This window comes from Streptomyces sp. STR69, assembly GCF_024519455.1.
Classification (GTDB): domain Bacteria; phylum Actinomycetota; class Actinomycetes; order Streptomycetales; family Streptomycetaceae; genus Streptomyces.
Genome location: NZ_JALJRY010000045.1, coordinates 12706 through 33086 on the forward strand (window position 1 = coordinate 12706; position 20381 = coordinate 33086).

Consider the following 20381-nt stretch of genomic DNA (forward strand, 5'->3'; position numbering starts at 1 on the left):
GACGTCTCCTAGCGGGCGCGGTTCAGGGTCTGCAGGGCGGCCTTGAGCAACTGCCCCACCTGCGGCGCCCCTTCGGCGGCCTCGGCCTGCGGTGCTACGGCGGCCACGGCCTCGTCGGCCTCACGGGTGGCGTACCCGAGGCCGATGAGGGCGGCGTGCAGTTGGTCGCGCCAGCCGCTGGTGACCGGGGCGCCGATCGCCGGGGCGGACCCCATCGGGGCACCGAGCCGGTCCTTGAACTCAAGCAGCAGCTTCTGCGCGCCCTTCTTGCCGATGCCGGGCACGGCCATCAGCGCCTTCTCGTCACCGGAGGCCACCGCCCGGCGCAACGCGTCCGGGGTGTGCACGGCCAGCATCGCCTGTGCGAGCCGGGGGCCGACACCGGTCGCGGTCTGCAGCAGCTCGAAGATCTGGCGTTCGTCGTCGTCCACGAAGCCGTACAGGGTGAGCGAGTCCTCGCGCACGACGAGCGAGGTGGCGAGCTTGGCGGGCTTGCCGAGGCGGAGCGTGGACAGCGTGTTCGGCGTGCACTGGATCGCCATGCCGACACCGCCGACCTCGACCACCGCGGCGTCGGGAGCGAGTGCGGCGACCGTGCCACTGACGAAGGCGATCATGCGGTACGGCCTTTCGATGCGTTCGGAGTCCTGGCTGCGTGCAGGGCGACGGCCTGCTGAAGTCGGTTCTGGGCGACCGCCTGTTGGAGGCGGTGCTGTGCGGGGGCCCGCCAGATGTGGCAGATGGCGAGGGCGAGGGCGTCGGCCGCGTCGGCGGGCTTGGGGGGCGCGTCGAGCCGGAGCAGCCGGGTCACCATGGCGCCGACCTGGGCCTTGTCGGCGCGTCCGCTGCCGGTGACGGCTGCCTTGACCTCGCTCGGGGTGTGCAGGGCGACCGGGATGCCGCGCCGGGCGGCGCACAGCATGGCTACGGCGCTGGCCTGGGCGGTGCCCATCACCGTACGGACGTTGTGCTGGCTGAACACCCGCTCCACGGCGACGAATTCGGGCCGGTGTTCGTCCAGCCACGCTTCGATGCCCTGCTCGATGGCGACGAGGCGCAGCCCCAACTCGGCGTCCGCCGGGGTCCGTACGACACCGACGCCGACCATGGTGAGCGGCCGACCCGCGACGCCTTCGACGACACCGACACCGCAGCGGGTCAGACCGGGGTCGACTCCGAGTACGCGCACCGCGCCCCCCTTCGCCTCTTCGCAGCTGAACGTGATCTTTGACTTCACGCCAGGCTATCCGCTGCCACCGACAACAGCGGCGGGCCGGGGGACGTGTGTCCCACCCGGCCCGCCGATACCGCTGAGCTCGCGGCAGCGCTACGCGTCGACCTTCTCCATGACCTCGTCGCTGACGTCGAAGTTGGCGAAGACGTTCTGCACGTCGTCGCTGTCCTCCAGGGCGTCGATCAGCTTGAAGATCTTGCGGGCGCCGTCCTCGTCGAGCTCGACCTGCATGGTCGGGACGAAGTTGGCGTCCGCGGAGTCGTAGTCGATGCCGGCTTCCTGGAGCGCGGTGCGGACCGCGACCAGGTCGGTGGCCTCGGAGATGACCTCGAAGGACTCACCGAGATCGTTGACCTCCTCGGCGCCCGCGTCGAGCACGGCACCCAGGACGTCGTCCTCGGACAGCTCGCCCTTGGGGACGACGACGACGCCCTTGCGGTTGAAGAGGTACGAGACGGAGCCGGGGTCGGCCATGTTCCCGCCGTTGCGGGTCATGGCGACGCGGACGTCCGAGGCCGCGCGGTTGCGGTTGTCGGTGAGGCACTCGATGAGCACCGCGACACCGTTGGGGCCGTAACCCTCGTACATGATCGTCTCGTAGTCGGCGCCACCGGCTTCGAGACCGGCGCCGCGCTTGACCGCGGAGTCGATGTTCTTGTTCGGGACCGAGCTCTTCTTGGCCTTCTGGATGGCGTCGAACAGCGTCGGGTTGCCGGACACATCGGCACCACCGGTACGGGCCGCGACCTCGATGTTCTTGATCATCTTCGCGAAGAGCTTGCCGCGCTTGGCGTCGATCACGGCCTTCTTGTGCTTCGTCGTAGCCCATTTAGAGTGGCCGGACATCTGCCTGTCTCCTTCGCGTAACCCAACTCTTTACGAACCCCAGAGATCCTACTAGGACCCCGGAGCCAGGTTCGCGCGCACCATGTCGACGAACAGGGAGTGCACGCGGTGGTCGCCGGTCAGTTCCGGGTGGAACGACGTGGCGAGCGCGTTGCCCTGGCGGACCGCGACGATGTGACCCTCGTGTTCGGCGAGGACCTCGGTCTCGGCGCCGACGGACTCGACCCAGGGGGCGCGGATGAAGACGCCCTCCACAGGATCGCCGTCAATCCCCCGCACGTCGACAGCTGCTTCGAAGGATTCGTTCTGCCGTCCGAAGGCGTTGCGGCGCACGATCATGTCGATGCCGCCGACGGTCTCCTGGCCCGAGCGCGGGTCGAGGATCTTGTCGGCGAGCATGATCAGGCCGGCGCAGGTGCCGTAGACGGGCATACCGGCACGCACGCGTGCGCGCAGGGGGTCCATCACTCCGAAGAGGACGGCCAGCTTGGAGATGGTGGTGGACTCACCTCCGGGGATGACGAGGGCGTCCACCTCGGCGAGTTCCTCGGGGCGCCTGACCTGCCTGGCCACGGCGTCGGCCGCGGCCAGGGCGATCAGGTGCTCCCGTACGTCGCCCTGGAGCGCGAGCACTCCGACTACGGGAGTGGTCATCACCAGCCCCGGTTCGCGTAACGCTCGGTCTCGGGGAGGGTGTCGCAGTTGATGCCGACCATGGCCTCGCCCAGGTTGCGAGACGCGTCCGCGATGATCTTCGGGTCGTCGTAGAACGTGGTGGCCTTCACGATGGCGGCGGCGCGCTTGGCCGGGTCGCCGGACTTGAAGATGCCGGAGCCGACGAAGACGCCCTCGGCACCGAGCTGGCGCATCAGCGCGGCGTCGGCTGGGGTCGCGACACCACCGGCGGAGAACAGCACGACCGGGAGCTTGCCCAGCTCGGCGACCTCGCGGACCAGCTCGTACGGGGCGCGCAGGTCCTTGGCGGCGGCGTACAGCTCGTTGTTGTCGAAGCCGCGCAGACGGGCGATCTCGTTCTTGATCTGGCGCAGGTGACGGACCGCCTCGACGACGTTGCCGGTGCCGGCCTCGCCCTTGGAGCGGATCATCGCGGCGCCCTCGGCGATACGGCGCAGGGCCTCGCCCAGGTTGGTGGCACCGCAGACGAAGGGGGTGGTGAAGGCGAACTTGTCGCTGTGGTTGACCTCGTCGGCCGGGGTGAGGACCTCGGACTCGTCGATGTAGTCGACGCCGAGGGACTGCAGGACCTGGGCCTCGACGAAGTGGCCGATGCGGGACTTGGCCATGACCGGGATGGAGACCGCCTCGATGATCTCCTCGATCATGTTCGGGTCGGACATCCGGGCCACGCCGCCGTCCTTGCGGATGTCGGCGGGGACCCGCTCCAGGGCCATGACGGCCACGGCACCGGCGTCCTCCGCGATCTTCGCCTGCTCGGCGTTGACCACGTCCATGATCACACCGCCCTTGAGCTGCTCGGCCATACCGCGCTTCACGCGCGCGGTGCCGGTCTCGGGAGTCTGAGCGGAGCTGGGGGTGCTGGACACGGGGTGACCTCACTGAGTGAAAGAGGGCTGCTGCACTATTGAGGAAACGCGAGAGATGCAGGCCACAGCAAGGGCCAATGAACAGCCGGTGGATCGTTTTCGAACCGCTGTGCCACCGGGGGCGCAACGGCGGTGGTGCCGAGGCACGGGCCCGGGTGCGCTCACGTGCCGTGCTGTGGGCGGCTCCGGACAGCGCCGCCTGACAACCGCACGCGCTTCCTTCACCGGAACCGGTACGTATCCAGAGGCTCGCCGGCGGATCATGCCGCGGACGCGGGCCCAGGTGCGCTCACCTGCGGTGCTGCCGTCGAGCGCCATCCCCCGGGGACGTCACCTGCCCGCGGCAGCGCCCGCCGTGCCGTCGGCTCGCAACAGCACGGCCTCACAGCCACACACGCCGCCCGCCGGACCGGAGCCTGTCGACATCCTCGGCTTCCTGTGCCCTGATCCGCCGGTCAGGCGCTACGCGGCCCGGTCCACCAGTGCCGCCGGTGGCTCGTCGTCCATTTCGAAGGCCATCGGGAACGGGGCGTGTCCGGCCAGGTGGAACCAGCGGACCTTGCGGTGTTCGCGCAGGCGGCGGGCCGCGCCCACGGCGTCGTTGTGGAAGCGCCGGGCCATCGGGACGCGTCGGACCGACTCGGCGAGTTCGCGGGCCGCCTCCTCTCCGCCGGGGGCCTCGCGGACGCCCTCGACCTGCGGGGGCTCGGCGAAGACGGCGCGCAGGGCCTGGCTCAACTCGCTCTCGGCGAACTCCCGTTGCTCCTCCTCGGCCTGCCGGGCGGCGTGCGCGGCCTCGTAGAGGACGATCGAGGCGGCCGGGTCGAGGACTCCGGAGGTGGCCAACTCCTGCGTCACCGAGGCGCGGCGCAGCAGTTGGGCGTCGAGCGCCGCGCGGGCCGCGTCGATCCGGGTGTGCAGCCGGTCGAGCCGGCCCGCGGTCCAGCTCAGGTACAGGCCGATCGCCAGCAGGGCGACGAGGATCCAGATCAGAGTTGCGCTCACGGGCGGCAAGGTTACCGGGCCGTTCCACCGGGGTTGGCCGGGTGTCGTGCGGGGTGTTGGTGCGGGCGTTGTGGGGCTGCCGCCCCCATGCCCCCCGCTTCGGCCTGAACGGCCTCGTCCTCACACGCCGGACGGGCTCGACATACCGGCCCGCACCGAGAAGTCGCCGCCCCTCAGTCCCGCGCCAACCCGAACCTCGCCCGCAGGCCCGTGCGTTCGTCCGTCGCCACCGCCGCCGCGCCCGCCGTCACCGTCTCGTACACGGACAGGATGTCGGCCCCGACCGTCGACCAGTCGAAGCGCCGGACGTGCGCGCTCCCGCTCCGCCGCAGCTGCGCCAGCCGCTCGGGGTCGCGCAGGAGTCGTACGGCCGCCTCGGCGAGGGTGTCCGCGTCCTCGTTGGTGAACAGCTCGCCGGCCGCGCCCTGGTCGAGGACCTGCGCGAAGGCGGGCAGGTCGGAGGCGAGGACCGGGGCGCCCGCCGACATGGCCTCGACGAGGATGATGCCGAAGCTCTCGCCGCCGGTGTTGGGGGCGATGTAGAGGTCGATGCTGCGCAGGAAGCGGGCCTTGTCGTCGTCGCTGATCATGCCGAGGAACTCGACGCGTGAGCGCAGTTCCTCGGGGAGCGTCTCGACGGCTTCCTCCTCGTCGCCGCGTCCGGCGACCAGGAGTCGGGCGTTCGGGCGCTCGGCGAGGATCTTCGGGAGGGCCTTCATCAGCACCGGGAGGCCCTTGCGGGGTTCGTCGATGCGCCCTATGAAGCCGATCGTCTCCCCCTGCCACTCGGGCTTGGGCTCGGCGCGGGCGAAGAAGTCGACGTCGACGCCGTTCGGGATGACGACCGCGTCCCCGCCGAGGTGTTCGACGAGCGTGCGGCGGGCGTACTCGCTCACGGCGATCCGCGCGCTGATCTTCTCCAGCGCGGCCTGGAGGATCGCGTACGCGGCGATCATCGCCCGGGAGCGCGGGTTCGAGGTGTGGAAGGTCGCCACGATCGGGCCCGAGGCCGCCCAGCAGGCCAGCAGGCCCAGCGACGGCGAGGTCGGCTCGTGGATGTGGATGACGTCGAACTCGCCGTCGTGCAGCCAGCGTCGGACCCGGGCGGCGGACAGGAAGCCGAAGTTCAGCCGGGCCACCGAGCCGTTGTACGGCACCGGGACGGCACGGCCTGCCGAGACGACGTACGGCGGCAGCGGGGTGTCGTCGTCGGCCGGAGCGAGGACGGACACCTCGTGGCCGAGCCGGATGAAGTACTCGGCGAGGTCCCTGATGTGGAACTGGACGCCGCCCGGCACGTCCCAGGAGTAGGGGCAGACGATACCGATCCTCACGAGGGCCCCTTCGTCGGATCGAGATCCGCGAGCCACAAGCGCTGCAGCATGTGCCAGTCCTCCGGGTGGTCGGCGATGCCGGTGGCGAAGGCGTCGGCCAGCGCCTGTGTCATGACAGACGTCTTCTCGGCCCGGTCACCTGACTCGGGTACCTCGACGGGCGGATGGACACGTCCCCGCATGACCGGCGAGTCGTCGTACCAGAGCGTCACCGGGAGCAGCAGCGCGCCCGTCTGCTGGGCGAGGAGGGCAGGTCCTGCGGGCATGCGGGTGGCCTCGCCGAAGAACTTCACCTCGACCCCGGAGGCGGACAGGTCGCGCTCGGCGACCAGGCAGACCAGGCCGCCGTCGCGCAGTCGCCGGGCGAGCGTGCCGAAGGCGGTGCCGCCGCTGTGCGGCAGGACCTCCATGCCGAGGCCCTCGCGGTAGGCCACGAACCGGTCGTAGAGCGTCTCCGGTTTGAGGCGTTCGGCGACCGTGGTGAACGGGGTCTCCAGCTTGGTGGTGACCCAGGCGCCGGCGAGGTCCCAGTTGGCCATGTGGGGCAGCGCGAGGATGACACCGCGGTCGGAGGCGATGCCTTCGGTCAGGTGGTGGACGTCCTTGGGGTCGAAGCCCGCCTTCACGCGCTCGGCGCTCCAGGCGGGGAGCCGGAAGGACTCCATCCAGTAGCGCAGGTACGACCGCATGCCCGCGCGCGAGAGCTCGGCGAGCCGCTCGGGGCTCGCGTCGGGCACCACGCGCGCGTAGTTGCTCTCCAGCCGTTGCACACCCTTGCCGCGCCGCTTCCAGGCGAGGTCGGCGATGGTGCGGCCGAGCCGGACGGCGGCCGGCTCGGGGAGCTTCTTGACGGCGCCCCAGCCGAGGCCGTAGAGCGCGTCGGTCAGCCGCTCCTGGGCACTGCTCACGGGGTCGCCCCGCTGCTGTGCTGTTCGGTGGTCTCCTGGGCCGCCGTGGCGTCGGCTTCCGCGGCCTCCCGGCGGACCGTGACGACCCGCTGGATCAGCGTGACCAGGCTGCCCACGGCGACGATCCACAGCGCGATCGGCAGCAGCCACTGGATGCCCGGGACGCCGAACTTGTGCAGACCGGCGAGCCCGCACGCGACCAGCGAGATCACGAGCCGCTCGGCCCGCTCGACCAGACCGTTGACGGCGACCGGCAGACCGATCGACTCGCCGCGCGCCTTGGTGTACGACACCACCTGGCCGCTGGCCAGGCAGAAGATCGAGACGGCGCACAGGGCGATGTTGTCGCCGCCGCCCGCGTACCAGAGGGCCAGGCCGCCGAAGACCGCGCTGTCGGCCACCCGGTCGAGGGTGGAGTCCAGGAAGGCGCCCCAGCGGCTGGAGCGGCCCAGCTGGCGGGCCATGTTGCCGTCGACGAGGTCGGAGAACACGAACAGCGTGATCACGATCGTGCCCCAGAAGAACTCGCCCATGGGGTAGAAGACCAGCGCGCCCGCGACCACTCCGGCGGTGCCGAGGAGGGTGACCGTGTCGGGGCTGACGCCCCGGCGGATCAGAAACGCGGCGAAGGGCGTGAGGACACGCGTGAAGAATGCACGCGCGTACTTGTTCAGCATGGCCTTCCCGAGGGTCGGTGTCGCCGCGTGGCCCCTGCTGGCCACCGGCTGGCCCATCGTAGCCACGCGCGCGCGTGGGCGACCGCCGGGCACCCGCGCGCCCATGTCTTGAATGGCTGCAGCACGAGGCGAAGCCCTCGGTGTCACGGCCCGATCGCGTCCGCTGTATGGACGCACCGTGACGGGAGTGGAAAGCTCGAACCACCGCGGGCGTCATCGGAGCCGCCACCGCACGCGGCACCGTGTGTCCGCGCCCACAGTGACCTCACCGTGCACGGGAGGCAAGGCCATGGGCGACAAGGCGAACGCACACCCCGGAGCCGCCGGCAGGGCTACGGCGGCCGACCACCCCGCGTCCGTACGGAATGTGGTGCTGGTCGGCCACTGCGGATCGGGCAAGACGACTTTGGTGGAGGCCCTCGCGCTGACCGCGGGGGCGGTGAACCGGGCGGGCCGCGTGGAGGACGGCGGCACCGTCTCCGACTACGACGAGATCGAGCACCGCCAGCAGCGCTCGGTGCAGCTCTCCCTGGTGCCCGTCGACTGGGACGGGTACAAGGTCAATCTTCTCGACACCCCCGGATACGCCGATTTCGTCGGCGAGTTGAGGGCCGGTCTGCGTGCGGCGGACGCGGCCCTCTTCGTCGTCTCGGCCTCCGACGGCGTGGACGGCTCGACCCGCATGGTGTGGGAGGAGTGCGCGGCGGTCGGCATGCCGCGCGCCATCGTCATCACGCACCTGGAGTCCGCTCGCGCGGACTTCGAGTCGATGACCCGGTACTGCGCGGAGGCGTTCGGCGCGGACGACCCCGACGCCGTACTCCCGCTGTATCTGCCGCTGCACGGCGCGCCGGGGCCCGACGGGCACGCGCCCGTGACCGGTCTGGTGGGGCTGCTGTCGCAGAAACTGTTCGACTACGCGTCCGGGGAGCGCAAGGAGTCCGAGCCCGGGCCCGACCAGGTGCCGGGGATCGAGGAGGCCCGCAACCGGCTGATCGAGGGGATCATCTCGGAGAGCGAGGACGAGACCCTCATGGACCGCTATCTCGGCGGCGAGGACATCGACGTCAAGACGCTGATCGCGGACCTGGAGCGGGCCGTCGCGCGCGGGGTGTTCTTCCCCGTCCTGGCCGCCGCTCCCGCCGCCGAGGGCGCCCGCCAGGGTCTCGGCACGGTCGAGCTCCTGGAGCTGATCACGCGCGGTTTCCCGACCCCGCTGGAGCGCCAGGCGCCCGGGGTCACCACGGTCGACGGTCGGGCGCGGGAGCTGAAGGCGTGCGACCCGAACGGGCCGCTGGTCGCCGAGGTCGTGAAGACCGCCTCCGACCCGTACGTCGGCCGGGTCTCCCTGGTCCGCGTCTTCTCGGGCACCCTGCGCCCGGACCAGACGATCCATGTCTCCGGGCACGGGCTCGCCGACCGCGGGCACGAGGACCACGACGTCGACGAACGCGTCGGCGCCCTGTCCGCGCCCTTCGGCAAACAGCAGCGGGCGCTCACCCACTGCATCGCGGGCGACCTCGCGTGCGTGGCGAAGCTGAGCCGCGCGGAGACCGGGGACACCCTCTCGGCCAAGGACGACCCGCTCCTCATCGAGCCCTGGGAGATGCCCGACCCGCTGCTGCCGCTCGCCATCCAGGCGCACAGCAAGGCGGACGAGGACAAGCTCTCGCAGGGCCTGAGCAGGCTCGTCGCCGAGGACCCCACCATGCGCCTGGAACAGAACCAGGACACCCACCAGGTCGTCCTGTGGTGCCTCGGCGAGGCCCACGCGGACGTCGCGTTGGAGCGGCTGCGCAGTCGCTACGGCGTCCAGGTCGACGTCGTACCGCACAAGGTCTCCCTGCGGGAGACGTTCGCCGCCAAGGCGCAGGGGCGCGGCCGGCATGTCAAACAGTCGGGCGGGCACGGGCAGTTCGCGATCTGCGAGATCGAGGTCGAGCCGCTGCCGGGCGGCACGGGCATCGAGTTCGTGGACAAGGTCATCGGCGGTGCGGTGCCGCGGCAGTTCATCCCGTCGGTGGAGAAGGGCGTAAGGGCCCAGGCGGCCAGGGGAGTTGCGGCCGGGCATCCGCTGCTCGACGTACGGATCACGCTGCTGGACGGCAAGGCGCACTCGGTGGACTCCTCGGACGCCGCGTTCCAGACGGCCGGCGCGCTGGCCCTGCGGGAGGCCGCGGTCGACGCGAAGATCCATCTCCTGGAACCGGTGGCCGAGGTGACCGTGCTGGTCGGCGACGACTACGTGGGCGCGGTCATGAGCGACCTGTCCGGGCGGCGGGGCCGGGTGCTCGGCACCGAGCAGACGACCGGCGGGCGCACACTGATCCGGTCCGAGGTCCCCGAGATAGAGATCGGCCGCTATGCCGTGGACCTCCGCTCCCTCTCGCACGGCACGGCACGCTTCAACCGCGCCTACGTCCGGCACGAACCGATGCCTCCGCAGATCGCCGAACGGATCCGCGAACAGGCGGACAACGCCTAGGAGTTGATGTCGAGCGGCTCACTCGTGGCCTGCGAGGACCCACAAGTGACCCAAAGGGAACGATCTCTTCCGGGTAGGCGGGCGGTTTGGGCCGTCCGCCTACGGATGTCGGTGATGGCCGATACGCTGATGACCTGATCAACAGGTGTGCGGAGCACGGAAGTCGGGAAAGCCGCAGAAGCGGGAGCAGCGGCGATCGGGGGCGGGAATGACCGTTGACAGCGGTTACGCGGACATCTTCGGACCACAGGTGCCGCGCACGGGCGACGAGGGCCAGACAGCGACCTTCGCGCTGGCCTCGGCGGCCTACCGGGACAACCCGGTCGCGGACATCAAGAAGGCCGACAACGAATGGCACCAGACGACCGTCAACGAGGGCCGCAGGTGGGCGACGATCTTCCGCCCCAACCTCGGTGAGGCGTTCGCCGGAGCCGTCGTGGCCCGCATGCTCGGCCCCGGCCGCAAGCCGCTCATCCAGTCGTTCGGCACCGAACCGCAGGCCGTCGTCGAACACGCCCTGGCGGCCAACAACATCCGCCGCGCGCGGGACAACAGGCTGTCCATGATCATGGTGCTGTGCGGCCTGCTGTTCCTGCCCGGGCTCATCGTCTGGCTGCTGGTCTTCCAGCTGCGCAGCCTGATCGACAAGCGCACCCAGACGAACAAGAGGGCCGGTGCCATCGCCACGACCCTGCTCGTCGCGGTGGGCGCGGTCGCCGTGATCTTCCTGGTCAAGATGCCCTTCGCGGGCTTCTGGTCCTGGTACGCACGCGCGTGCGTCATCCTTCCCGTCGTCGGCTGGCTGTGGGCCAAGCAGGTCTGCGAGAACACCGCGAAGGATCTGCGCGGGCGCTGGGACAGCCTGCTCTCCGGCAGCAGCGTCGGCGCCAAGGTCCCCGAGGCGGTGCCCACCAGCCCCGGCGAGACCCAGGCCGAGCAGCTGCGTCAGGCCCTGGCCCAGCTCAGCGCCGAGCAGCAGTCCAACTCGGTCTTCTACGCAGGCCCCAAGGGCATCCTCGGCATGGGCACCCGCTGGGGCAGCTGGCAGCTCGCCGAGGACCTGATCGCACGCGACGCCAACCGGGAGATCCACCCCTTCCGCAGCTGGGACGTCATCCGCAACATCCACGACGACCTGCGCATGCTGGAGCGCAACACGATCAACACCGGCGGCTTCCCGAAGGCGTCGGTACGGCACTGGATCGTCACGCCGGTCGGCGAGGGCGCCAAGGCGGTGTCCCGGCCCGACAGCACGGACGTGGAGGCGTACCAGGTCAAGTCGCACGCGATACAGGAAATCTGCAACAAGCAGCAGTTCGGCGCGGGCGACCGCCACTACCTGGGTGTCCAATGGACGCTCTGGGAAGGGCAGTTGGTCATCACGATGATGATCACGGTGACCGTGCTGCACAAGACGCTGCGCATCGAGATCACCGGGCACGCGCTCGGTCCCGTGAACTCGCTGTTCACCGGTAAGCCCGAGGCCCCGACGAAGAGCGTCCAGAAGACCTTCAAGCCATGGGAGAACCGCAGCGTCAAGCTCCCCCTCGTCCCCGCCGACGAGGTCGTACGCCTCGCGGTCCGCGCCCCGATCACCTGGTACCCGCCGCTGCTGAACTGGCTCGGCGGTTCCATATCCCTGCCCGAGCCGTTCGGCCTGCGGCACGCCTGGGCCGACCAGCCCTGGCGCCACCGCTTCATGGCGGACGACGCGCTGCGCGCCGCGACACCGGTACTGCGCGTGGTGCACGCCGCGGCGATCCGGGTCCTAGACGAGAACGGCGTGGACACGGAGAAGTTCAGCAGCCGCTCGTCGGCCCTCAGCGGGGGCGTGCAGGAGGTGTCACCGAAGAAGGCGGATCTCTACGACGCGTAGGCCTCCGGCGGTTGGCCGGGTATGTGCGGGTCCGTTGTAGCTCGGGTCCCTGGGGGCTGCGCCCCCAGACCCCGCTTCGGCCCTGAAGGGGCCTCGTCCTCAAACGCCGGACGGGCTGAATTTGCCGGCCCGTGCTGGAAAGGCGCGGGATGGCTGAATTTGCGGGCCCTGGTTGGAAAGGTGCCGGACGGCCGAGTTTTGCCCGCCCGTGTTGGAAAGGTGCCGGACCGGCTGGTTGACGCGGGCCCGAGATTCACACCGTGGGCCACGCCTCCGCCAGCATCTTCCGTGTGTCCGCGAGGAGTTGGGGCAGCACCTTGGTGTGGCCGACCACCGGCATGAAGTTGGTGTCGCCGCCCCAGCGCGGGACGATGTGCTGGTGCAGATGGGCGGCGATACCCGCGCCCGCCACACTCCCCTGGTTCATCCCGATGTTGAACCCGTGGGCGCCTGACGCGGTACGCAGGGCCGTCATCGCCTGCTTGGTGAGCGCCGCGAGCTCCACGGTCTCCGCGTCGGTCAGGTCGGTGTAGTCGGCGACGTGACGGTAGGGCACGACCATCAGATGGCCGCCGTTGTACGGGTACAGATTGAGCACCCCGTACACCAGCTCACCACGCCTGACGATCAGCCCGTCCTCGTCCGATTTCGCCGGAATCGAGCAGAAGGGGCAACCGTCGTCGGCACCGGGGCCGGTCGGCTTGTTCTCACCCTGGATGTAGGCCATCCGGTGGGGCGTCCAGAGGCGCTGGAACGCGTCCGGCGTGCCCACTCCGATCTGCTGCTCCGGCTCACTCGTCATGCAAGTCAGCATATGGCTTCGCTCGTTCGCGGCGTGTCGCCGGGGTTGCGCGAAGGGCACCCGCCGCCAAGCTGGACCGATGGACGACGACAGCCGCAAGGCCCGCTGGGAGCGCCGCACCGAGGTTCCGCTCGCCATCGCGTCGATGGTCTACCTCGCCGCCTACGCGGTCCGCATCCTGGCCCACGGCCTGCCGGGCGACTGGCAGGACCTCTGCCTCACCGTGCTGTTCTCGGCCTGGGCGCTCTTCGCCGTCGACTACGCGGTCCGCTGGCGCCTCAGCGGCCGGCGGCTGCGCTTCGTCCGCACGCACTGGCTCGACACCCTCGTCCTGCTCCTGCCCCTGCTCCGCCCGCTGCGGGTCGTCAAGGTCTACGAGGCCGTACAGCGCCGGCACGGACAGCCCCGGCTCGCGCTGCACGCGCGCGTGATCGTCTACGCCGGTCTGTCCACCGTCCTGCTGGGCTTCGCGGGGGCCCTCTCCGTCTACCAGGAGGAACACACGGCACCGGGCGCGACGATAAGGACCTTCGGCGACGCCGTCTGGTGGACCTGCGCGACGTTCGCGACCGTCGGCTACGGCGACGTCGCGCCGATCACTCCGCTGGGCCGCCTCATCGCCGTAGGAATGATGGCGATCGGCCTGGCCCTCCTCGGCGCGGTCACCGGAACCTTCGCCTCCTGGCTGCTCCAGGTCTTCGCGCGGGAGGACGACGAGAGGCCCCCGGGGATCTGAACTCCCCGAGGGCCTCCCCAAGCCGAACCGGCGGACAGGATCAGACCTGGACGCGGTCCGCGACTACCTGCTCGATCTTGGCGATGGCCGCGTCGAACGCGATGCCGTTCTCCTGCGAGCCGTCGCGGTAGCGGAAGGAGACCGTGTCGGCGTTCATGTCCTCGTCGCCGACGATGACCATGAACGGCACCTTCTGCTTCTGCGCGTTGCGGATCTTCTTCTGCATGCGGTCCGAGGAGGAGTCGACCTCGACGCGCAGCCCCTTCTTCTTGGCCGCCACGGCGAACTTCTCCAGGTACTCGACGTGCGCGTCCCCGATCGGGATGCCGACCGCCTGCACCGGCGCCAGCCACGCCGGGAAGGCGCCCGCGTAGTGCTCAAGGAGCACCGCGAAGAACCGCTCGATCGAACCGAACAGCGCACGGTGGATCATGACCGGCCGCTGCTTCGACCCGTCGGGACCCGTGTACTCCAGGTCGAACCGCTCCGGCAGGTTGAAGTCCAGCTGGACCGTCGACATCTGCCAGGTCCGGCCGATCGCGTCCTTCGTCTGGACGGAGATCTTCGGCCCGTAGAACGCGGCGCCACCCGGGTCGGGAACGAGCGGCAGCCCCTGCTTCTCGGCGACCTGGCGCAGCGTCTCGGTGGCCTCTTCCCAGACCTCGTCCGAGCCGACGAACTTCTCCGGGTCCTTGGTGGACAGTTCCAGGTAGAAGTCGGTCAGGCCGTAGTCGCGGAGCAGGTTGAGGACGAAGGTGAGCGTCTTGTCCAGCTCGTCGGCCATCTGCTCGCGGGTGCAGTAGATGTGCGCGTCGTCCTGCGTGAAGCCGCGCGCGCGGGTCAGGCCGTGTACGACGCCCGACTTCTCGTACCGGTACACGGTCCCGAACTCGAAGAGCCGCAGCGGCAGTTCACGGTACGAACGGCCGCGCGCGTCGAAGATCAGGTTGTGCATCGGGCAGTTCATGGGCTTGAGGTAGTAGTCCACGCCCTCGTCGAGCTGCATGGGCGGGTACATGCCGTCGGCGTACCAGTCCAGGTGCCCGGACGTCTCGAAGAGCTTCCCCTTCGTCGCGTGCGGGGTGTAGACGAACTCGTAGCCCTCCTCCTCGTGACGGCGCCGCGAGTAGTCCTCCATGACCCGGCGGACGACACCGCCCTTGGGGTGGAAGACGGCGAGGCCGGAGCCGATCTGCTCGGGGATCGAGAACAGGTCGAGCTCGCTGCCCAGCTTGCGGTGGTCGCGCTTCTCGGCCTCGATCAGGAAGTCGAGGTGCGCCTTCAGCTCCTCCTTGGAGGGCCAGGCGGTGCCGTAGATGCGCTGGAGCATGGGGTTCTTCTCGCTGCCGCGCCAGTACGCGGCGGCGTTGCGCATCAGCTTGAACGCCGGGATGTTCCGGGTGGTCGGCAGGTGCGGGCCTCGGCAGAGGTCCTTCCAGCACAGGTCGCCGGTCTTGGCGTCGAGGTTGTCGTAGATCGTCAGCTCGCCGCCGCCGACCTCGACGTCCGCGCCGTCGTCGGTGGACGCGGAACCCTTGATGCCGATGAGTTCGAGCTTGTACGGCTCCGAAGCCAGCTCCTCGCGGGCGTCCTCGTCGGTGACGACGCGGCGCGAGAACTTCTGCCCCCGCTTCTGGATCTCCTGCATCTTCTTCTCGATGGCCTTGAGATCCTCGGGCGTGAACGGCCGCTCGACGTCGAAGTCGTAGTAGAAGCCGTCCTTGACCGGCGGGCCGATGCCCAGCTTGGCCTCGGGGAACAGCTCCTGCACGGCCTGTGCCATGACGTGCGCGGTGGAGTGGCGCAGGATGTTGAGGCCGTCGGCGGAGGAGATCTCGACGCCCTCGACCTCGTCACCGTCGGAGACGACGTACGCCAGGTCCTTGAGCTCTCCGGCCACGCGCGCGGCGATGATCGAGCGCTCGCCGGCGAAGAGCTCGGCGGCCGTCGTGCCCGTCGTCACCGTGCGCTCTTCCCGCTCGGAATCGCGTTGGATGATCACACGGACGTCTGACACCGGTCTCTCCTGACTGCAGGGTGGATGCGGCGCCATACCGTGAGCGCGCGCAATAGGGGATCGTACCGACCCTACGGGCCCCACCGCGAAACGGTCGCCCTCACTCCCCTGGCTCAGTCCTCCCCGCTGCACGCCTCCTCGAAAAAGTCGAGGTTCTCCTGGAGGGACTTCATCAACCGGTCCCGCTCCGCCTCGTCCACCTGCACCGGTACGACCCCGGAGGCGCCGGTCAGCCTGCGGAAGCCGCCCCGGCTCTCCAGCCGCCCGTGCACCCGCACCGGGAGCCCGACGAGATGGGCGTGACCGGCGATCCGGTACGACTCCTCGTCCAGCGTCATCCGGACGTGCCCGACCTCGGCGCCCGCGATCACCTGCATCCGTACGGTGCCCTCACCACGCGGCCCCGACCTGCGCATCCGCACCACCGAGCCGGTGATGCGCACGGGCATGGACGGTTCCTCGCGCAGATAGCGGGCACCGGCCGCACGCAGCACGGGCAGGTCTCCCGGCGAGAACTCGACGGCCTCGGCGGGGGCCGCGCAGCCCTCGGGGACGCCTGCGGCGGGCGCCCACTCGACGGCGATCCGGGCGCCCTCGGTGCCGCGCACGAGCGCGACGACGGCCTCGGTCAACTCGCGGCTGACGCCCGCCTCGACGGCCCCGTCGAAGGCGTCCATGCCTCCGGTGGCCCGCTGGTAGTCGATGGCCTCGCGGGTGGCGTACAGGGCCTGGTGCAGGCGTACGGCGAGGGTGCGGCCGGTGTCGACGGGGACGAACGCGGTGAGCTGCCGGCCGCCGGGGGCGGAGCCGACGAGGACGTGTTCCAGGGACGCGGCGGCCGGGCGGCGGTGGCGGGCGCCGTAGTAGCCCGCACGCGCGCGGGTGGCGAGGGCGGCGGCGAGCAGCATCTGGCGTGCTGCGGCGCGGAGTTGCTCCTCGACGGTCCAGGGCGCGGCGCCGGCGGGGCCGGTCGGGATGTCCCGCCACCAGCGGATCTCGTCGCTCGGTACGGCGAGGCCGACGAGGACCTCGCGGGCGGAGGGGGTGTTGCTGCGGGCGAGGGCGACGAGCGCCTCGCCGAGGAGGTCGTCGCTGTCGGGGAAGGCCCGGCTCTCGGGGACCAGCAGGCTGGTGCCCGAGCCGCCGGGCCCTGGTGGGGTCCAGCGGCCGTAGCGGCCGGGGGCGCCGCCGCGCCGCTGCCAGCCGTGCCGGCGCAGCAGGGCGCCGAGGACGGCGGGGTCGACCTGGTCGGGCTCGGGGGGACGCTCCCAGGAGGTGGTGTCCACGGGATGCGGTCGTACCTGCCTCAGGTGTTCCTCGACCGGGCGGTCCCTCATGGCCTGCCTCCCGTCCCGACCCGCGTCATGATCTCGCACAGCGCCCGGTCGTCGAAGATGCGCGCGGTCGGTATCCGCACGGTGGTCCGGGTCCGGCCGGTGATCGCATGACCGGCGAGGTTGACCCAGTAGCAGCAGTGCCGCAGGTCGAGCCGGTCGTGGCTGGCGCGCAGCCAGTCGTCCTGGGAACGCGGGACGAGCATCACGACCAGGATCTTGTGCACCGAGACCGGGGTGCGGGCGAGCTTGCGCAGGTGGTCGTTGTCGAGCGTGAAGGAGAAGGAACGGCCGGGCGGGTTCGGCGGGATCTGATAGGTGCACTTGAGCTGCACTTTTATCGTCACCTCGTCGTCGACGGTGTGCCCGGGCGAGCCGTGACTGACGTGCCAGTCGATGCCGTTGTCCGGAAAGGGCTGCGACAGCGAGCAGCCGGCCGCCGCGGCGACGGCGTGCAGATAGCCCACCTGCAACGTTTCCATGCAGGCGGTGGTGGCGAGCGATCCGCGATGGGGTGCCGTCCGTTCGGGCAGCAGCCCGCCCCGCTCGGGCTGCGCTATCACCATGACCAAATCGCCTTCCACGCCAAGTGTTTCCCCGTACCGGGCCGCTGAACTGCAAAGACCCGTACTCCTGTTGTGTCCTTCCGGCGTACGGCGCAAACAGCACGGGTATCACCAAACAGGCAGAAGACGGCGCGTCGACTGCCGTGGGTGAACGAGGAGTTGTGTACGTATGACGTGCTGGTACGAGGGCCCGTTGGCCGCGTTCGACACGGAGACCACGGGCGTGGATGTCGAGACCGACCGCATAGTGTCGGCCGCCGTCGTCGTCCAGGACGCCCCCGGTACCCGTCCCCGGGTCTCCCGGTGGCTGGTGAACCCGGGGGTGCCGGTGCCCGCCGGGGCGACGGCGATCCATGGACTGACGGATGAGCATCTTCAGCGCAACGGCCGCTGGCCCGCGCCGGTGATGCACGAGATAGCCGACGAGCTGGCCGAACAGGCCGCGATGGGACGCCCGTTGGTGGTGATGAACGCGCCCTTCGATCTGACGCTCCTGGACCGCGAACTGCGCCGCCACCGCGCGTCCTCCTTGGACGACTGGTTCCGGACGACGACGCTGCGGGTGCTGGACCCCCGGGTCCTCGACAAACACCTGGACCGCTACCGCAAGGGCCGCCGCACCCTCACCGACCTGTGCGCGCACTACGGCGTCACGCTGGACGGCGCGCACGACGCGGGCGCGGACGCGCTGGCCTCCCTGGAGGTGGTACGGGCCCTGGGCCGCCGCTTCGCGACCCGGCTGGAGCGCCTGACCCCCGCCGAACTGCACACGTTGCAGTCGACGTGGCACGCGGCCCAGGCGCGAGGACTGCAGGCGTGGTTCACGCGCAGCGGCACACCGGAGGTGGTGAGCACGGACTGGCCGCTGCGGCCGGGCCTGGCCGAAGCGGCCTGACGGTGTGGGGGCGCGCCCCCACACCTCACCAGGAGCCGCCGCCTCCACCACCGGCGCCGCCACCGACTCCACCGCCGGAGGAACCACCGCCGGAGCCGGAACTCCCCGAGCCGGAGGACGCGTTGGCCCCGGAGACGACGATGGCGGCGAGCAGGACGTCACTGACACCCAGCGAGAAACCCCGCCCCGCTCTCGCTGCCGCGGTCGAGGCGCCGACGGCCTCTTCCCAGGCGGCCTCGACAACCCAGGGAGACCGCCCATGCCGTGTAACGCTCCGCGGTCTCCTCGGCGGGAGGCGCGTCCGGGCAGCTGGCCGGGTCGGCCAAGTAGCGCCGGAACGCCTCGACTTGGAGCCAGAGGGCGGAGCCGCGAGGGGTACGCCGGTCCAACTCCCAGCCACGGGCGAACACGGCGAGACCGAGACCGGCGGCCACGGCACCCACCAGCAGGACGGGAAGTCCGGCCGCGATGCGACGGCCGTTCAGCACACCGCCGGTGATCACGAGGGCCAACGCGAGCAACAGCACGGCCAGTTGGGCCTTGCCCCACCGGGCGAGCCGCTGGGTGAGGGTGGTGTCCCACAGGTCGCTCGCGTGGCGCCAGACTTCCAGCTTCCAGGAGAGGTCCTCCCAGCCCGCCTTGAAGGACGGGTTACGGAAGCCGAGGGCCAGGCTGCTGCCGCCGGTGAACATCCGGTCCAGCACGTCTCTGATCTCCCGGTTCACCGGACGCCCGTGCCGCTTCAGGACCGGATACTGATCGTCTCCCTCGATGGTGAGATGCCCGTCGACCGCAGCGTCGAGCAGCCAGGCCACCTTGTGCTGGTCCGTGACCTTCTCCAGGTGCAGAACGCCGGCCTGGGCCGGCGTCAGATCCTCGGGTGGCGTTGCGGACGGGGTGACCGACCGGGCGAGCCGCTCGACCTCGACGCGTCGCACCCGCCCGCCGTCCTCCTGCACCCGGTCCCGCCCGGCGAACCGCAGCACACAGAGCGTCAGCGCGACACAGGCCAGGGCGAGGGCGGCGAACAGCCCGCCGTTGCCCAGCGGTTGCGGAAGGGATGTGCCAACAGCCGTGCCGGTGGGTGCCGTTGGTAGCACCACCGGCGTCTCGGTCTTCGTCTTGGCGGCGGTGGCGTAGAGCGTGAGGCCCTCGTGTCCGCTGAGCTTGTCGAGCCTGACGACGAGGTGTCCCGGCTCGTTCTGCTCGGCGGTGCAGGGTTTCCCGTTGTCCCAACTCCCGTGCTCACAGCGGAGACCGGTGAACCCGTACGCGTCCACCACATGGATCTCCACGTTCGCCCGGTCGACCTTCCAACCGGTACCGACCGCGTCCCAGGCGAGTTTGCCGCCCTTGACCACGTCCGGGAGTACGTACTGGATGCGATAGCGGTGCACTCCCCCGACCGTGTGGCCGGGGTCGCCCACCTTGAGCCGGTCGGCGAGGGTCCGCTCGCCCTTCTCGTCCTGGTAGTAGTCGCCGTAGGTGTCCTCGTAGGGGACCTTGTGGCCGTCCATGCTGACTCGCAGGTTGTCCGCGTCCTCGAAGGGCGAGCCCGGCACGTCCCGGTAGACGCCGTGCGTGTCGCCCGAGTGCCCGAAGTCGTAGTCGATGACCTCGGTGATCCGGGCGCTCCCGTCGGCGCGGATCTCGGCACCCACCCACATCGAGGTGACCCGCTCCGTGTTCGAGAGCGCCTGGACGCCGGCGCCGATCCCGCCGAACACCACCAGCACGAAGACGATCACGGCCAACGACCGTATTCGGCGACGCCGCAGGGACGTGACCTTCCCCCGTCTCTTTCGCCGTCTCCTGCCTTCTCCCTCACTCATGAGGCCCCCCTCAAGACGCACAGCGACACGAAGACGTGCCCGGGATACAAAAAAACCGGCCCGCTGATGCGGACCGGCTTTTTCCCGGTGGGCGACAAGGTACCTGACTGGAACACAAAGCCCCGGCTACAGGCACTTCGGGACCTCCTTGGCGCCCTGCCTGACCTCTCCGCGCCCTTGCCGAAGCGAGAGCGACAGCTCAAGCCGAGCAGAGCCAAACGCCTCAAGGACGACCAGGTTGCGGAGCTATGCCAGGCTTACGAAGCTGG

Annotated in this window: 18 protein-coding genes; 4 read left to right on the forward strand and 14 right to left on the reverse strand. The window is 70.2% G+C overall.

Annotation, left to right across the window (positions count from 1 at the left end; translation table 11 throughout):
- Positions 1-8 precede the first annotated feature (8 nt).
- From ruvA to pgsA, 9 genes are all read right to left on the reverse strand, one after another.
- Complete coding sequence (gene ruvA / locus OC490_RS45895; protein ID WP_262064017.1) at positions 9-617, reverse strand: Holliday junction branch migration protein RuvA; 609 nt, start codon at positions 615-617, stop codon at positions 9-11.
- Positions 614-1189, reverse strand: coding sequence for a crossover junction endodeoxyribonuclease RuvC (ruvC, locus tag OC490_RS45900; RefSeq protein WP_262064018.1), 576 nt, complete (start codon positions 1187-1189; stop codon positions 614-616). The genes ruvA and ruvC overlap by 4 nt, the downstream gene beginning before the upstream one ends.
- A 138-nt stretch (positions 1190-1327) precedes the next feature.
- The gene (locus OC490_RS45905) at positions 1328-2080 is read right to left on the reverse strand and encodes a YebC/PmpR family DNA-binding transcriptional regulator (protein ID WP_200711355.1); all 753 of its coding nucleotides are present in this window, start codon (positions 2078-2080) and stop codon (positions 1328-1330) included.
- A gap of 51 nt (positions 2081-2131) precedes the next feature.
- Positions 2132-2734 (reverse strand): pyridoxal 5'-phosphate synthase glutaminase subunit PdxT, encoded by a 603-nt coding sequence (pdxT, locus tag OC490_RS45910; protein WP_262064019.1) that lies wholly within the window; start codon positions 2732-2734, stop codon positions 2132-2134.
- Positions 2734-3582 (reverse strand): pyridoxal 5'-phosphate synthase lyase subunit PdxS, encoded by an 849-nt coding sequence (gene pdxS / locus OC490_RS45915; RefSeq protein ID WP_403653944.1) that lies wholly within the window; start codon positions 3580-3582, stop codon positions 2734-2736. The genes pdxT and pdxS overlap by 1 nt, the downstream gene beginning before the upstream one ends.
- A 525-nt stretch (positions 3583-4107) precedes the next feature.
- Entirely contained in the window at positions 4108-4650 is a 543-nt protein-coding gene (locus OC490_RS45920; RefSeq protein ID WP_262064021.1) for a hypothetical protein, read from the reverse strand.
- 173 nt (positions 4651-4823) lie between these two features.
- Complete coding sequence (locus OC490_RS45925; RefSeq protein ID WP_262064022.1) at positions 4824-5984, reverse strand: glycosyltransferase family 4 protein; 1161 nt, start codon at positions 5982-5984, stop codon at positions 4824-4826.
- A complete protein-coding gene (locus OC490_RS45930; RefSeq protein WP_262064023.1) occupies positions 5981-6892 on the reverse strand; it encodes a phosphatidylinositol mannoside acyltransferase in 912 nt (303 codons plus the stop codon). Before OC490_RS45930 ends, OC490_RS45925 begins: the two co-directional genes overlap by 4 nt.
- Positions 6889-7626 (reverse strand): phosphatidylinositol phosphate synthase, encoded by a 738-nt coding sequence (gene pgsA / locus OC490_RS45935; protein ID WP_262064062.1) that lies wholly within the window; start codon positions 7624-7626, stop codon positions 6889-6891. The genes OC490_RS45930 and pgsA overlap by 4 nt, the downstream gene beginning before the upstream one ends.
- Positions 7627-7858: 232 nt before the next feature.
- On the opposite strand from pgsA, the gene OC490_RS45940 reads away from it, so the two are divergent.
- Positions 7859-10054 (forward strand): elongation factor G-like protein EF-G2, encoded by a 2196-nt coding sequence (locus OC490_RS45940; RefSeq protein ID WP_262064024.1) that lies wholly within the window; start codon positions 7859-7861, stop codon positions 10052-10054.
- A gap of 208 nt (positions 10055-10262) precedes the next feature.
- Positions 10263-11930 (forward strand): hypothetical protein, encoded by a 1668-nt coding sequence (locus tag OC490_RS45945; RefSeq protein WP_262064025.1) that lies wholly within the window; start codon positions 10263-10265, stop codon positions 11928-11930.
- 253 nt (positions 11931-12183) lie between these two features.
- Here the strand turns inward: OC490_RS45945 and OC490_RS45950 are convergent, their stop codons facing one another.
- A complete protein-coding gene (locus OC490_RS45950; RefSeq protein WP_262064026.1) occupies positions 12184-12744 on the reverse strand; it encodes an HIT family protein in 561 nt (186 codons plus the stop codon).
- 67 nt (positions 12745-12811) lie between these two features.
- Between OC490_RS45950 and OC490_RS45955 the strand changes: the two genes are divergently transcribed.
- Positions 12812-13468 (forward strand): potassium channel family protein, encoded by a 657-nt coding sequence (locus OC490_RS45955; protein WP_262064027.1) that lies wholly within the window; start codon positions 12812-12814, stop codon positions 13466-13468.
- Positions 13469-13508: 40 nt separating this feature from the next.
- Here the strand turns inward: OC490_RS45955 and thrS are convergent, their stop codons facing one another.
- The 3 genes from thrS to OC490_RS45970 all read right to left on the reverse strand — a co-directional run bounded on the left by thrS (position 13509) and on the right by OC490_RS45970 (position 17385).
- Positions 13509-15485, reverse strand: a complete 1977-nt coding sequence (gene thrS / locus OC490_RS45960) for a threonine--tRNA ligase (RefSeq protein ID WP_262064028.1) — start codon at positions 15483-15485, stop codon at positions 13509-13511.
- 113 nt (positions 15486-15598) lie between these two features.
- Positions 15599-16822: a hypothetical protein gene (locus OC490_RS45965; protein ID WP_262064029.1), complete on the reverse strand. Its 1224-nt coding sequence runs from the start codon at positions 16820-16822 to the stop codon at positions 15599-15601.
- Entirely contained in the window at positions 16819-17385 is a 567-nt protein-coding gene (locus OC490_RS45970; RefSeq protein ID WP_093624554.1) for a DUF4365 domain-containing protein, read from the reverse strand. The genes OC490_RS45965 and OC490_RS45970 overlap by 4 nt, the downstream gene beginning before the upstream one ends.
- Positions 17386-17554: 169 nt before the next feature.
- Between OC490_RS45970 and OC490_RS45975 the strand changes: the two genes are divergently transcribed.
- The gene (locus tag OC490_RS45975) at positions 17555-18280 is read left to right on the forward strand and encodes a 3'-5' exonuclease (RefSeq protein WP_262064030.1); all 726 of its coding nucleotides are present in this window, start codon (positions 17555-17557) and stop codon (positions 18278-18280) included.
- A gap of 158 nt (positions 18281-18438) precedes the next feature.
- Here OC490_RS45975 and OC490_RS45980 read toward each other — a convergent pair whose 3' ends face one another.
- Positions 18439-20028, reverse strand: coding sequence for a DUF2207 domain-containing protein (locus OC490_RS45980; protein WP_262064031.1), 1590 nt, complete (start codon positions 20026-20028; stop codon positions 18439-18441).
- Positions 20029-20381 lie beyond the last annotated feature (353 nt).

Bases quoted from the DNA above. Each gene is read 5' to 3' on its own strand.
- ruvA (WP_262064017.1), bottom strand. From the start codon at position 617: ATGATCGCCTTCGTCAGTGGCACGGTCGCCGCACTCGCTCCCGACGCC.
- OC490_RS45905 (WP_200711355.1), bottom strand. From the start codon at position 2,080: ATGTCCGGCCACTCTAAATGGGCTACGACGAAGCACAAGAAGGCCGTG.
- pdxT (WP_262064019.1), bottom strand. From the start codon at position 2,734: ATGACCACTCCCGTAGTCGGAGTGCTCGCGCTCCAGGGCGACGTACGG.
- pdxS (WP_403653944.1), bottom strand. From the start codon at position 3,582: ATGGCCGAGCAGCTCAAGGGCGGTGTGATCATGGACGTGGTCAACGCC.
- pgsA (WP_262064062.1), bottom strand. From the start codon at position 7,626: ATGGGCCAGCCGGTGGCCAGCAGGGGCCACGCGGCGACACCGACCCTC.
- OC490_RS45940 (WP_262064024.1), top strand. From the start codon at position 7,859: ATGGGCGACAAGGCGAACGCACACCCCGGAGCCGCCGGCAGGGCTACG.
- OC490_RS45945 (WP_262064025.1), top strand. From the start codon at position 10,263: ATGACCGTTGACAGCGGTTACGCGGACATCTTCGGACCACAGGTGCCG.
- OC490_RS45950 (WP_262064026.1), bottom strand. From the start codon at position 12,744: ATGCTGACTTGCATGACGAGTGAGCCGGAGCAGCAGATCGGAGTGGGC.
- OC490_RS45955 (WP_262064027.1), top strand. From the start codon at position 12,812: ATGGACGACGACAGCCGCAAGGCCCGCTGGGAGCGCCGCACCGAGGTT.
- OC490_RS45965 (WP_262064029.1), bottom strand. From the start codon at position 16,822: ATGAGGGACCGCCCGGTCGAGGAACACCTGAGGCAGGTACGACCGCAT.
- OC490_RS45970 (WP_093624554.1), bottom strand. From the start codon at position 17,385: ATGGTGATAGCGCAGCCCGAGCGGGGCGGGCTGCTGCCCGAACGGACG.
- OC490_RS45975 (WP_262064030.1), top strand. From the start codon at position 17,555: ATGACGTGCTGGTACGAGGGCCCGTTGGCCGCGTTCGACACGGAGACC.